We start from the raw sequence: 13386 nt of genomic DNA on the forward strand, positions 1-13386 counted from the left end.
AACCTGCAAAATATGGATATCTAACTAGTAGATATATCAGTTTGCTATATCTTGGTATCGTCGAAAAATTGCCCGCTACCGCCATCGCCGCAGCCGCTGCCGCCGGCGGCGCACACCCCGCCACGCGAACCATGCAGTGGTCATACTGCACACCAGCAGCGGCAATGGCACCGCCAGCCAGCCCCGACCAACCACGCATGCGCCGGTAGCAACAGCGCGTAGCACTGGCACATGCTCAGGCCGCTGCCAGCCGGCGACCGGCCCGATTCCGCTCCTCGCACAGCCAGCGGCGGCGCGCCGCGCGTGGCCTGACAATAAAACAGCCTGCCGGATGCGATCAGGCAGGCTGACATGCTATCGGGATCGTCAATCCCGCGACGCTTACGCCAGGGTGGCGAGGTAGCGGCGCTCCCAGGCGCTGATTTCGCCCTGGAAGCTGGCCAGTTCCACTTCCTTCACCGCCGCATAGGCGGCACTGAAGGCATCGCCGAACAGCTTGCGACAGCCGGCGCCCTGCTGCATGGCGGCCAGCGCCGCCTCCAGCGTGGCCGGCAGTTCCGGCGCATCCAGCTGCTGGTTGAAGACATTGCCCTCGGCGGCGGCGGTCGGCTGCAGTTCTTCCTCCACCCCCAGCAGGCCGGCGCCCAGGCTGGCCGCCAGTGCCAGATACGGGTTGGCGTCGCAGCCCGGCAGGCGGTTTTCCACCCGGCGCGCTTCCGCGCCGGACACCGGCACCCGCAGTCCCACCGAGCGGTTGTCGATGCCCCAGCTGAGGTTGACCGGGGCGGCCAGGCCTTTGACGAAGCGGCGGAAGGAGTTGGGGCTGGGGCAATACAGCGGCATCAGTTGCGGCAGATAGCGCTGCAAGCCGGCAATGTAGTGCTGGAAGGCATGGCTGGCCTCGCCATTGACCTGGCTGAACACGTTGCGGCCGTTGCCATCCACCACGCTCTGGTGGATGTGCATCGAGCTGCCGGGCTGGCCGGCCAGCGGCTTGGCCATGCACACCACGCGCAGGCCGTGGCGCAGGCCGGTTTCCTTCAGCAGGGTCTTGAACAGGAAGGTCTGGTCGGCCAGCGCCAGCGCATCGCCGTGCTTGAGGTTGATCTCGAACTGGCTGGGGCCCATCTCGTGCACCCAGGTATCGGTGTGGATGCCCAGCAGTTCACAGCCGCGGTAGATGTCGTCGAAGAAGGCTTCGTGGTCGTTGAGGGTGCTGAAGCTGAACGAGTCGAAGCCACGCTCGCGGCGGCCGCCGCGCAGCGCCGGGTTCTGGAACGGCGCATCGGCGTCGGCATCCGGCGCAAACAGGTAGAACTCCAGCTCCGGCGCCACCACCGGCGCCCAGCCGCGGGCGGCATAGCGCGCCAGCACGTTCTTGAGCGCACTGCGCGGCGCCAGCGGGCTGAGGCTGCCGTCGTGGTCGATGTTGTCGCACAGCACCAGCGCGCGCGGGGTGTCCGCCCACGGCACCGGCCGCAGCGTGGCCATGTCCGGCAGCAGCAGCACGTCCGGGTCGTTCTCGCCGTAGAAGCGGTAATCCGGAAACTCGCCGATACAGCTCTGGATCGCCACGGCACGGGCAATGCGCAGCTGCTGGCCGGCGATGAAGGCGCCACTGGGCAAGGTCTTGCCGCGGGCAAAACCGGTGACATCGGCAAACGCCAGCTCGACGTCACGCACGCCACTGGCGGTGAGCCACTGCGCTTGTTCGGCGCTGGGTACGGGATGCTGCATCAGACGAACTCCTGATCAAATTCACGGTGCGAAGTGCACCGCGCTTGCTGCGATTATGCGCGATACAGTTTCGCAGGCAAGCACAATGTTCCGCCAAGCGGAATATAAGTGTTAAATATATTGATCAAGGCCAAAAGCAGCCGTGCGCTGTGGCCTGCGGCCAACACCTCACGGCAATAACGTCACCCGGTTGCGACCGGCGTGCTTGGATTGGTACATCGCCTCGTCGGCGCGCGCCAGCCAGCCGTGCAGCGCCTCACCGGCCTGATGCGGCGTCACCCCGAACGAGGCGGTCACCGCCAGACTGGCACCCTCTACCGGCAAGGCTTGCGCCGCCAGCGCATCGCACAGCCGCTGCGCCAGACTGTGCGCGTCGGCCGGCTCGGTATGCGGCAGGATCACCACGAACTCCTCGCCGCCGAAGCGCGCCAGCAGGTCGTCCTGGCGCAGGCAAGCCAGCAGCCGCTCGGCCACGCCGCGCAGCACTGCGTCGCCGGCATGGTGGCCGTAGCGGTCGTTTACCTGCTTGAAGTGATCGACATCCAGTAACACCAGCGCCGCCGGCTGCTCGGCATCCACCAGCAGCTTCAGCGCCGCCATCGCCGCGCGGCGGTTGGGCAGCTGGGTCAGCTCGTCGATGTGCGCCATGCGCTCGATGGTCTGCAGCGCCTGCTGCAGTTGCTGGTGCTCGCGCTTGAGCGCCTGCAGCGCATTGGAGGCGCGCACGTTGGCCGCCATCAGGTCTTCGTTGAGCAGGCTGGCCTGCACGCTGGCGCGCACCCCATGCCGCAGCTGGCGATGCACCACCCAGCCGTACAGGCACAGCAGGCAGAAATACAGCAGGCTGGCCACGCCGACGTACTGCGCCATGCGGCCAACCCCGAACAGGCCGTGCAGCATGCCCGGCAGCAGCAGCGCCACTTCGAAGGCAATCACCGCCAGCATGAACGCCGACTGCACGATCATCACCAGTGCGCCGACACCGGCCAGCACCAGGTACAGCATCATGGTGCACAGCGGCGACGACGAATGCAGCCACCAGCCGGCGCTGCCCCACGCCAGCCCCACCAGCACCAGGCTGGCGGCATTGAGCTGCGGCCAACGTTGCAGCATGCGCGCATCCGGCTTGTGCACCAGTACCCAGGCATCCACCAGCAACTGGATGCCCAGCGCCAGGCACAGGCTGGTGAACCACGGCCAGAACGGCACCTGTGACAGCACGCCCTCCGCCTCCAGCACAAAGTGCAGCAGGATGGCGGCACTGGGTGCCGACAACCCGGCCACCAGTCCGCGGCGCGCCACCAGCTTGATGCACACCGCCTCCACCTGCTGCGGCAGGCTGAAGCGGGAATCCGGCGTGGCAAGCATGCTCAGCGGCATGGCGGTCTCCAGACGTTGACGGATGCGAAAACCCCGCCGGCCGGCGGGGTGGATGGCACGTTGGGCGTGACGACTCAGCTGCGGATCTGGCCGTCGCCGAGCACGATCCACTTCTGGCTGGTGAGGCCATGCAGCCCCACCGGGCCGCGGGCGTGGATTTTGTCGGTGGAGATGCCGATCTCGGCGCCAAGGCCGTACTCGAAGCCGTCGGCAAAGCGCGTGCTGGCGTTGACCATCACGCTGGCGGAATCCACCTCGCGCAGGAAGCGGCGCGCGCGGCCGTAGTCATCGGTGATGATGGCGTCGGTATGGTGGCTGCCGTAGTGGTTGATGTGCTCGATGGCATCGTCGATGCCGCCGACCACCTTGATCGCCAGCACCGGCGCCAGGTATTCGGTTTCCCAGTCGGCCTCGGTGGCGGCGACCACTTTGTCGCCGAGGATGCCCTGGGTGCGCTCGCAGCCGCGCAGCTCGACACCCTTCTCCCAGTAGGCCGCGGCCAACCTTGGCAGGATGAACTCGGCAAACGCGGTGTGCACCAGCAGCGTTTCCATGGTGTTGCAGGTGCCGTAGCGGTGGGTCTTGGCGTTCAGCGCGATGTTGAACGCCTTGTCCGGGTTGGCGGTGTCGTCGATGTAGACATGGCAGTTGCCGTCCAGGTGCTTGATCACCGGCACCCGCGCCTCGCGGCTGATGCGCTCGATCAGGCCCTTGCCACCGCGCGGCACGATCACGTCGACGTATTCGCTCATGGTGATCAGCTCGCCCACCGCGGCGCGGTCGGTGGTTTCCAGCACCTGCACCGCGTGCTGCGGCAGGTCGGCCACGCGCAGGCCCTCGTGCACACAGGCGGCAATCGCCTGGTTGCTGTGGAACGCCTCGGAACCGCCGCGCAGGATCACCGCATTACCGGATTTCAGGCACAAGCCGGCAGCGTCGGCGGTCACATTGGGGCGCGCCTCGTAAATGATGCCGACCACGCCCAGCGGCACGCGCATCTTGCCCAGCTGGATGCCGGACGGGCGGTAGGTGAAATCGTCCATCTCGCCCACCGGATCCGGCAGGGCGGCGATCTGGCGCAGGCCCTCGGCCATGCCGCGTACGGTTTTTTCCGACAGTGTCAGGCGGTCGATCAACGCTTCTTCCAGCCCGTTCTGACGGGCGGCGGCCAGGTCCTGCATGTTGGCCGCAATCAGCCGTTCCAGCTCGCGCTCGATGGCGTCGGCGATGGCATGCAGCGCCTTGTTCTTCTGGTTGCTGTCGGCGCGGGCCAGCGCACGGCTGGCCTTGCGGGCGGCCTGCCCGACTACGTTCATGTAATGCTTGATGTCCATGGTCTTGTCCTGCAACGGCGGCGGTTGTTATGCATGGCAGAGTACTGCAAAGCACCCGCTTCCGGCCAGTGTTTATCGACAGCCGGGCGCTCGGCAAAACATCGCCACTGGCGGCCAAGTGCCTGCTTTATCGGGGTTTGTGCAACGCTTTGCCGACCCGTTGGCGGCTGTGCGCTACGGCAGGATTGACCACACTGGGCACCTGCCTTTACTTTGTCTGACAAGCAACCGCTTGATAAAAAAAGCGCCACCAGCACGCCAGAGATACAGGAGACCCCAGCATGCCGAGTTACCAGGCGTTCTACCGCCATTCCATCGAACAACCCGCAGCGTTCTGGGGCGAACAGGCCCGGCGCATCCACTGGCACAAACCCTGCGACCAGGTGCTGCAATACCAGCAACCGCCGTTCCGGCAATGGTTCGCCGGCGGGCTGACCAACCTGTGCTACAACGCGGTGGATCGCCACCTGGCCGAGCGCCCGGAACAGATCGCGCTGGCCTATGTGTCCACCGAAACCGGCATCGAAACCGGCTATACCTTCCGTGAACTGCATGCCGAGGTGGCGCGCTTTGCCGCCATCCTGCAGGCGCAGGGCGTGGGCAAGGGCGACCGGGTGCTGATCTACATGCCGATGATCCCGGAAGCGGTGTTCGCCATGCTGGCCACCGTGCGCCTGGGCGCCATCCACTCGGTGGTGTTCGGCGGCTTTGCCCCGGCCAGCCTGGCCACCCGTATCGAAGACGCCACGCCGAAGGTGATGGTGACCGCCGATGCCGGCCTGCGCGGCGGCAAGCTGATTCCGTACAAGCCGCTGGTGGATGAGGCACTGACGCTGGCCGGCAAGGCCGCGCCGGGTAAGGTGATCCTGGTCAACCGCGGTCTGGCGGAAGCGCCGATGATGAAACCGGGGCGCGACCTGGACTACGACACCCTGCGCGAGCAGCACCTGAACGACCGTGCCGAGGTGGAATGGGTGGAATCCAACCACCCCAGCTACATCCTGTACACCTCCGGCACCACCGGCAAACCCAAGGGCGTGCAGCGCGATACCGGCGGCTACGCGGTGGCGCTGGCGGCAAGCATGGAATACATCTACGGCGGCAAGCCGGGCGAGTGCTTCTTCTCCACCTCCGATATCGGCTGGGTGGTCGGCCACTCCTACATCGTGTACGGCCCGCTGCTCACCGGCATGACCACCCTGGTGTACGAAGGGCTGCCGATCAACCCCGATGCCGGTATCTGGTGGCAGCTGGTGGAAAAATACCGCGTCAGCGTGATGTTCTCCGCCCCCACCGCCATCCGGGTGCTGAAGAAGCAGGACCCGGCCTGGCTGCACAAATACGATATCTCCAGCCTGCGCGCGCTGTTCCTGGCCGGCGAGCCGCTGGACGAACCCACCGCCAGCTGGATCGCCGGCGAGCTGAACATCCCGGTGCTGGACAACTACTGGCAGACCGAAACCGGCTGGCCGATGCTGACGCTGTGCAACGGCGTGGAGCCCAAGGCAATCAAGTTCGGCAGCCCGGGGCTGCCGGTATACGGCTTCAACGTGAAACTGTTCAACGAGGCTACCGGCGAGGAAGTCGGCCCCGGCGAAAAGGGCGTCATCGGCGTGATCCCGCCACTGCCGCCGGGCTGCATGAGCACCATCTGGCAGCAGGACCAGCGCTTCGTCGACACCTACTTCAGCCTGTTTCCGGACAAACTGGTGTACTCCAGCTTCGACTGGGGCATCAAGGACGCTGACGGCTACTTCACCATCCTCGGCCGTACCGACGACGTGATCAACGTCGCCGGCCACCGCCTGGGCACCCGCGAGATCGAGGAGGCAGTCAGCAGCCATAGCGCCATCGCCGAGGTGGCGGTGGTGGGGGTGGAAGACAGCCTGAAAGGCCAGGTACCGAAGGCGTTTGCGGTGGTGAAGAACCCGGCGCTGCTGGACGATCCGGCCAGCCGCAGCAAACTGGAAAAAGAAGTGATCGCGCAGGTGGCGGCGCAGCTGGGCGCGATCGCCAACCCGGCGCGGGTGTACTTCGTCAACCAGCTGCCGAAGACCCGCTCCGGCAAGGTGCTGCGCCGCTCGATCCAGGCGCTAGCGGAAGGCCGCGACCCCGGCGACCTGACCACGCTGGACGACCCGGCCGGCATCGAACAGATTCGCCTGGCGATGAAACCGTTGTGACAGCAAGGCGGCCCTGGCCGCCAGCTCCTTTGGACCGCCGTCAATCGAGGGATGGCGGTCTTTTTTTATGCGGCCAACGTTGGCCGCAAGGCTTGGTGCCGGCGACTACAGCCGGAACACCGCCACCGCTTCGTGCAGGCTGTCGGCATGGCTGCTCAGCTGCTCCGAGGAGCTGGCGGTCGCGTCCACGCTACCCTGATTGGATTCGGTCATCGCCGAAATCACCTCGGCGCGCTGGGCGATGTCCTGCACCGCCAGCTGCTGTTCGTGCAAGGCCAGCGACACTGCCTCGATATGGCGGCTGATGCGGTGGGCGTTGTCGCGGATGCCGCTAATGGCCTCACTCGCCAGCCGGCTTTGTTCCACGCCATCGCGGGTGGCACTGACACTGGTCTGCATGCTGCCAACGACACCGAGCATGCCCTGTCCCAGCGCGTCGATCTGGCGGCTGATATCCACCGTGGCCCGGCTGGTGCGCTCGGCCAACTTGCGCACTTCATCCGCCACCACGGCAAAACCGCGGCCGGACTCACCCGCACGCGCCGCCTCGATCGCCGCGTTCAACGCTAGCAGATTGGTCTGGTCGGCAATTTCGTGAATGGTCTGGGTGATGTTGGCGATGGTGGCCGTCTGCTCGCGCAAGCCTTCCAGCGCCTGCGACGCGGTGCCGATATGGTCGGCAATACCGTGGATATCGTCGGCAGAGCGATGAATCAGCGCCGCGCAATCCACCACGGCGCCATCCGCCGCATATGCTTCGTGCTTGACCTGCTCGATCTGCTCGGACAACTGGTTGATGCTCTGCAGCACCTGCTCCACCGAAACGGCGATGGCGCGCGAGGCTTCGCTCTGCGTGTGCGATGCCTGCTGCACCCCATGAGCGGAGCTGGTCAGCGAGCGCGCATTGCCGTGCATCTGTGCGGCCAACTCGCGGATATGGCCAGTCATGCCGCGCAGCTTGTCCTGCATGTCCGCCAGCGAACCGAGCACGCTGTCCTGCTTGCCGCTGGGTACGGCCAGGCTGCGGCTCAAATCCCCGGCGGCAATATGCCGGGTCTGGCGCATGGCTTCCACCGGCTCCCCCCCCAGGGCGCCGAATACCCGGCGGTACAGCAGCACCCCGCCGCCGCTGACCAGCAGCACCAGCAGCACGCCACTGGCCTGCAAAGTGCGGTGCGCGTTGGTGATCAACGATTCGCTATCGGCCACAACCTGCGCCTTGTCGATCTCGATTTTATCCTGCAGCTGGTCCAGTGCCTGGGTCAGCGCCGCCGCGCGGTCGTCAAACCCGCTGCCACTGGCTTTCATGATCTGGTTGCCCGCTTCGCGGCCTCCGGCGATATATGCTTCGGCCATCTCTTTTCCCACTTGGTAAAACACCTGCAGCGACTGGCGGGTGGCCTCCAGTTCGTGGCCCAGCGGCGGCGACAGCGTGGCGATACTGTCCAGGTTTTGTACCCCGGCACGGTAGTGCTCGGCGGCATCGGCAAAGCCGTCGCGATCGCCGGTGGCGCTGACATCGGTCAGAAACTGCTGAATCTGCACCACGTGAAAACGCAGGTTGCTCATGTTGTCTGCCAGCTTGTCGGTTACGGCGTGTTCTTGCTGGCTATTGGCGAGCACGCGCCCCAGACTGACACTGACTCCGACACTCTGCAGCAGCAGCAAGGTCACGGTGACAACGATAAAAGACAGCAACAGAGGGCGCAGTTGGCGCGTAAACGAAATCGACATCGACAAGCCCGGCAACAAACGAAAGACGCATTTTTGTCGTATCGCAGTAAGGCTGGCAATCTTAAACAGGATGCCTTATTGTTTTTCATCAAATGCTTAATAGTTTCGTTAAGTTTTGCCAGTAAAAATGGCCAGCTCAACTGAGCTGGCCATTACAAATAGCGTGCTGACAGGCTAGATCAGTGCTGCAAGCCGCGCTTCACCCGCCGCATGCCCAGCCACACGCTCAGCGCCACCAGCGGAATCGACAGTCCGGTCAGCAGCTCCACTTCCAGATGCAGCCCGGCGGCCTTGCCGGCCTTGAACAGATAGCCCAGCAGCCCCACTGCGTAGTAGGTGAGCACCCCCACCGACAAGCCTTCCACCGTTTCCTGCAGCCGCAGCTGCAACGCGGCGCGGCGGTCCATGCTGGCCAGCAGCGCGCGGTTCTGCGCCTCGTGCAGCACTTCTACCCGCGTGCGCAGCAAGGCGGTGCTGCGCTGCAGCCGGGTCATCAGCCGCTCCTGGCGCCGCGCGGCGGTGGCGCAGGTTTCCATCGCCGGTCCCAGCCGCCGCTCCATGAATTCGTGGAACGGCTGCAGCCCGGACAGGCGGTGTTCGCGCAATTCGCTGATGCGGCGCCCCACCAGCTGGTAGTAGGCGCGCGCGGCGGCGAAGCGGTACTGGCTCTGCGCGATCAGCTGCTCGGCTTGCGCCGACAGGTCGGTGAGCTCATCCAGCATGCTGGCATCGTGTTCCTGCTCTTGCGCCATGCGCAGCGTCACACTGCGCAACTGGGTACCGAGCCGGTCCAGCTCGCGCATCTGGCGCTTGGCCTCCGGCAGCGCCAGCAAGGCCAGCAGGCGGTAGGTTTCCATCTCGAACAGCCGCTGCACCATGCGCCCGGATTGCGACGGCCCCATGGCGCGGTCGATCAGCACGAAGCGGCTGAAGCCTTCCGCCAGCCGTGCATCCGGATGCAGGCGCAGGTCGGTGTAGGCCACGCCGTTGCCATCGCCGATCTCGGCGCCGATCAGGTCATGGCCGCCGAACCAGCGCTGGGCGATCTCCGCTGCCGGCGCCTCCTGCTCGGCCGGCAGCAGCACCGCGTGGGTGGCCACCATCAGCTCGCCCGGCAGCTGGCTGAGCCAGTCGCCCGGCAGGCGGTCCAGCGCGGTGCGTTCGAACGGTTCGACGAAGTCGCCGCTGAGCACGAAGCTGTAGCGCGCAAACTCGGTATGCAGCGCCCAGCGCACGGTGAGATCGCCGGCCACGCCGGTGTAGTGCACCTGGCCGGCCTCCGGCCGCGGCAGCCCCAGCCTTGCAGCCAACTCCTGCATCGCGGCGCGCTGTTCGGCCTCGGCCTCGTCGAAGAACAAGGTGAGGGTGGTGAGTCTGGCCGGTGACGGAATCGCCACCGGCGGCCGTGCGTGCGCCTCGTCATTGAGGCTGCGCCGCAGCGGGTGAGTCTTGAGCGTAATCATTTTCCGGTATCCCTGGTGTTTCGGGCCGGCGCCGGTATCCGGCACTGGCTCACGGGCAGCTCTGCGGCTGCTGGCGGGCAGCTTACCCGTGCCGGCAGTGATGCAACAAGCTTGCCAGCACGCGGCATGCTGCCCTACAGGGATGACAACAAGATGGCCGCAATAGCGGCGCGGGCTTCAGCCTTTGTGGTGCCGCAACAGCCGCTTGAGCGCATCCTTCACCACCGGGTTGCGCACTTCGTCGGCGGCACGGGCAAAGGCATCAATGCCGGCGTCGGACAGGGCAAAGGATTTCTGCCGCGGCTTGCGCGGCGGGGTGGGCAGCACCTTCACACGCAGCGTAGCCAGCGGGTAGCCCTGACGCGCCAGCGGCGCCACCACGCTGTTGCCCAGCAGCCGCAGGCGCGCGGCCACGGTACTGTTGTGGGCGAACACCACCAGCTCGCCAGCGCGCACGCATGCCACCTGGCACTGCTCGGCCAGGCGGCCGGGCAGCAGGCGCTTGAAGGCGCGGTCCAGCGTCAGGATGGCCTGCGCCGCGGCGGTCAGGTCGGCCAGTTGCTGGTCCTTCTTGCCGAAGTGGCTGAAGAGTTGGCTACTCATGGGGATACAAGACGAAACAATCGGCCTGCAGTGTAGCCCAAATGCCCGCCCACCGTGCTTGCCGCCACGCTGCGGGCCCGCTTTATGCCCTGCCCGATAGCACAGCTCTTGATTAGCTGCAAAGTCGCCCCCATTAAATGGGGATTCGCCTGTGTTAAACTTTGGCCCATTTTTCGATTCGGCCGCTGGCCGCTGGATGTCCACAAGATGATTTCGTCGCTCCTCAAGAAAGTATTCGGCAGCCGCAACGATCGACTGCTCAAGCAGTACCGCCAGGTTGTCGCCCGCATCAACGGCATGGAAGACGCGATGAAAGCGCTGTCCGACGAGCAGTTGGCCGCCAAGACCGCCGAATTCCGGGAGCGCCACACCAAAGGCGAGGCACTGGACGCCCTGCTGCCGGAAGCGTTTGCCGTCTGCCGCGAGGCCTCGCGCCGCGTGCTGGGCATGCGCCACTTCGACGTGCAGCTGATCGGCGGCATGGTGCTGCACGAGGGCAAGATCGCCGAAATGCGCACCGGTGAAGGCAAGACTCTGGTCGGCACCCTGCCGGTGTACCTGAACGCACTTAGCGGCAAGGGCGTGCACGTCATTACCGTCAACGACTACCTGGCCAGCCGCGACGCCGGCATCATGGGCAAGCTGTACAACTTCCTCGGCCTGTCCGTGGGGGTGAACTTGTCGCAGATGCCGCATGACCTGAAGCAGCAGGCCTACGCCTGCGACATCACCTACGGCACCAACAACGAGTTCGGCTTCGACTACCTGCGCGACAACATGGTGTTCAGCATCGACGAGAAGGTGCAGCGCCCGCTGGCCTACGCCGTGGTCGATGAAGTGGACTCCATCCTGATCGACGAAGCGCGTACCCCGCTGATCATCTCCGGCCCGGCCGAAGACAACGTGGACATGTACCGCGCGATGAACGCGGTGCCGCCGCTGCTGAGCAAGCAGGAAACCGAGGAAGGCGAAGGTGACTACTGGGTGGACGAGAAAGCGCACAGCGTGCTGCTGTCCGAAGCCGGCCACGAGCACGCCGAGCAGATTCTCGCCGAGATGGGCCTGCTGGGCGAAGGCGACAGCCTGTACTCCGCGGCCAACATCACCCTGATGCACCACCTGGGCGCCGCGCTGAAAGCGCACGCGCTGTTCCACCTCGACCAGCACTACGTGGTGCAGGATGGTGAAGTGGTGATCGTGGACGAATTCACCGGCCGCCTGATGGCCGGCCGCCGCTGGTCCGACGGCCTGCACCAGGCGGTGGAAGCCAAGGAAGGCGTGCAGATCAACCGCGAGAACCAGACGCTGGCGTCGATCACCTTCCAGAACTACTTCCGCCTGTACGGCAAGCTGTCCGGCATGACCGGTACCGCCGATACCGAAGCCTACGAATTCCAGAACATCTATGCGCTGGAAACCGTGGTGATCCCGACCAACCGCCCGATGGTGCGCAAGGACCATCAGGACAAGATCTACCGCTCGGCGCGCGAGAAGTACAACGCCATCATCGGCGACATCAAGGACTGCATCGCCCGCGGCCAACCGGTACTGGTGGGTACCACCAGCATCGAGAACTCCGAACTGGTATCGCAGCTGCTGACCCAGGCCGATCTGCAGCACAACGTGCTGAACGCCAAGGAACACGCGCGCGAAGCCGATATCGTGGTGCAGGCCGGTCGCCCCGGCGTGATCACCGTGGCCACCAACATGGCCGGTCGTGGTACCGACATCGTGCTGGGCGGCAACCCGGAACCGCAGATCAAGGCGGTGGAAAGCGATGAATCGCTGTCCGACGCCGACAAGGCCGCCCGCATCGACGCCATCCGCGCCGAATGGAAACAGCGTCACGAAGCGGTGCTGACCGCCGGCGGCCTGTACATCATCGGTACCGAACGCCACGAATCGCGCCGTATCGACAACCAGCTGCGCGGCCGTGCCGGCCGTCAGGGTGACCCGGGCGCCAGCCGCTTCTACCTGTCGCTGGAAGACCCGCTGCTACGCATCTTCGCCGGCGAACGCGTGGCGATGATCATGGACAAGCTGAAGATGCCGGACGGCGAGGCCATCGAGCATCCGTGGGTGTCGCGCTCCATCGAGAACGCCCAGCGCAAGGTGGAAGGCCGCAACTTCGACATCCGCAAACAGTTGCTGGAATACGACGACGTCGCCAACGACCAGCGCAAGGTGATCTACCAGCAGCGCAACGAAATCCTAGAAGACCAGGACGTATCCGCCATCGTCAGCAATATGCGCGAGAGCGTGCTGTCCGACCTGGTGGACCTGCACATGCCGCCGGAATCGATGGAAGAACAGTGGGATCTGGCCGGGCTGGAGCGCGCGCTGGAAGCCGAGTTCCTGCTGCAGGCGCCGGTGGCCGACTGGCTGCAGGCCGAGCAGACGCTGGACATCCCGGACATCAAGCAGCGCATTCTGGATCTGGCCACCGCCAGCTACGCCGAGAAGGTGGCCGCGGTGGGCGCCGAGCAAATGCAGCAGTTCGAGCATGGTCTGGTGCTGCAAATGCTGGACAACACCTGGCGCGAACACCTGGCCGCGATGGATCACCTGCGCCAGGGCATCCATCTGCGCGGCTATGCGCAGAAGAACCCGAAGCAGGAATACAAGCGCGAGGCGTTCGAACTGTTCTCCGCCATGCTCGATCGCATCAAGCACAGCGTGGTGACCGTGCTGATGACGGTGCAGGTGCGCAGCGATGCCGACCTGGAAGCAGTAGCACCGCACGAAGTGGCCGGCATGGAGCTGCACCACGACGAGCTGCCGTCGGCGGTAGAGAACGAGGGCAACCCGTTCTCGCCGGACGCGCTGGCGGCGCAGGGCCTGCGTGTTGGCCGCAACGACCCCTGCCCGTGCGGCAGCGGCCAACGTTACAAGCAGTGCCACGGCAAGCTAGCCTGAACGGCCCCGCCATGACAAACCGCCAACCTGGGTTGG

General features: G+C 65.4%; 8 protein-coding genes. 2 read left to right on the plus strand and 6 right to left on the minus strand.

Translation table 11 applies throughout. From position 1 onward, the window contains the following. Positions 1-381: 381 nt before the first annotated feature. The 3 genes from ABNW52_RS10945 to ABNW52_RS10955 all read right to left on the minus strand — a co-directional run bounded on the left by ABNW52_RS10945 (position 382) and on the right by ABNW52_RS10955 (position 4451). Positions 382-1737, minus strand: a complete 1356-nt coding sequence (locus ABNW52_RS10945; protein ID WP_349587517.1) for a glutamine synthetase family protein — start codon at positions 1735-1737, stop codon at positions 382-384. A 168-nt stretch (positions 1738-1905) separates the two neighbouring features. Continuing rightward, the gene (locus ABNW52_RS10950; protein ID WP_349587520.1) at positions 1906-3117 is read right to left on the minus strand and encodes a GGDEF domain-containing protein; all 1212 of its coding nucleotides are present in this window, start codon (positions 3115-3117) and stop codon (positions 1906-1908) included. Positions 3118-3191: 74 nt separating this feature from the next. Further along, the gene (locus ABNW52_RS10955) at positions 3192-4451 is read right to left on the minus strand and encodes a glutamate-5-semialdehyde dehydrogenase (RefSeq protein WP_349587522.1); all 1260 of its coding nucleotides are present in this window, start codon (positions 4449-4451) and stop codon (positions 3192-3194) included. 281 nt (positions 4452-4732) lie between these two features. Here ABNW52_RS10955 and ABNW52_RS10960 point away from each other — a divergent pair, with 281 nt between their 5' ends. Continuing rightward, positions 4733-6634, plus strand: a complete 1902-nt coding sequence (locus ABNW52_RS10960; protein WP_349587525.1) for a propionate--CoA ligase — start codon at positions 4733-4735, stop codon at positions 6632-6634. 105 nt (positions 6635-6739) lie between these two features. Here ABNW52_RS10960 and ABNW52_RS10965 read toward each other — a convergent pair whose 3' ends face one another. From ABNW52_RS10965 to ABNW52_RS10975, 3 genes are all read right to left on the minus strand, one after another. Then, a complete protein-coding gene (locus ABNW52_RS10965) occupies positions 6740-8368 on the minus strand; it encodes a methyl-accepting chemotaxis protein (protein WP_349587528.1) in 1629 nt (542 codons plus the stop codon). Positions 8369-8547: 179 nt separating this feature from the next. Beyond that, a complete protein-coding gene (locus tag ABNW52_RS10970; protein WP_349587530.1) occupies positions 8548-9831 on the minus strand; it encodes a DUF3422 family protein in 1284 nt (427 codons plus the stop codon). A gap of 177 nt (positions 9832-10008) precedes the next feature. Further along, positions 10009-10434 (minus strand): DciA family protein, encoded by a 426-nt coding sequence (locus ABNW52_RS10975; protein ID WP_349587533.1) that lies wholly within the window; start codon positions 10432-10434, stop codon positions 10009-10011. A 207-nt stretch (positions 10435-10641) separates the two neighbouring features. On the opposite strand from ABNW52_RS10975, the gene secA reads away from it, so the two are divergent. Then, complete coding sequence (gene secA, locus ABNW52_RS10980) at positions 10642-13350, plus strand: preprotein translocase subunit SecA (protein ID WP_349587536.1); 2709 nt, start codon at positions 10642-10644, stop codon at positions 13348-13350. Positions 13351-13386 lie beyond the last annotated feature (36 nt).

This window comes from Vogesella oryzagri, from assembly GCF_040148885.1.
Classification (GTDB): Bacteria; Pseudomonadota; Gammaproteobacteria; order Burkholderiales; family Chromobacteriaceae; genus Vogesella; species Vogesella oryzagri.

Coding starts and splice junctions, on each gene's coding strand:
- ABNW52_RS10945 (WP_349587517.1), bottom strand. CDS start 1,737: ATGCAGCATCCCGTACCCAGCGCCGAACAAGCGCAGTGGCTCACCGCC.
- ABNW52_RS10950 (WP_349587520.1), bottom strand. CDS start 3,117: ATGCCGCTGAGCATGCTTGCCACGCCGGATTCCCGCTTCAGCCTGCCG.
- ABNW52_RS10955 (WP_349587522.1), bottom strand. CDS start 4,451: ATGGACATCAAGCATTACATGAACGTAGTCGGGCAGGCCGCCCGCAAG.
- ABNW52_RS10960 (WP_349587525.1), top strand. CDS start 4,733: ATGCCGAGTTACCAGGCGTTCTACCGCCATTCCATCGAACAACCCGCA.
- ABNW52_RS10965 (WP_349587528.1), bottom strand. CDS start 8,368: ATGTCGATTTCGTTTACGCGCCAACTGCGCCCTCTGTTGCTGTCTTTT.
- ABNW52_RS10970 (WP_349587530.1), bottom strand. CDS start 9,831: ATGATTACGCTCAAGACTCACCCGCTGCGGCGCAGCCTCAATGACGAG.
- ABNW52_RS10975 (WP_349587533.1), bottom strand. CDS start 10,434: ATGAGTAGCCAACTCTTCAGCCACTTCGGCAAGAAGGACCAGCAACTG.
- secA (WP_349587536.1), top strand. CDS start 10,642: ATGATTTCGTCGCTCCTCAAGAAAGTATTCGGCAGCCGCAACGATCGA.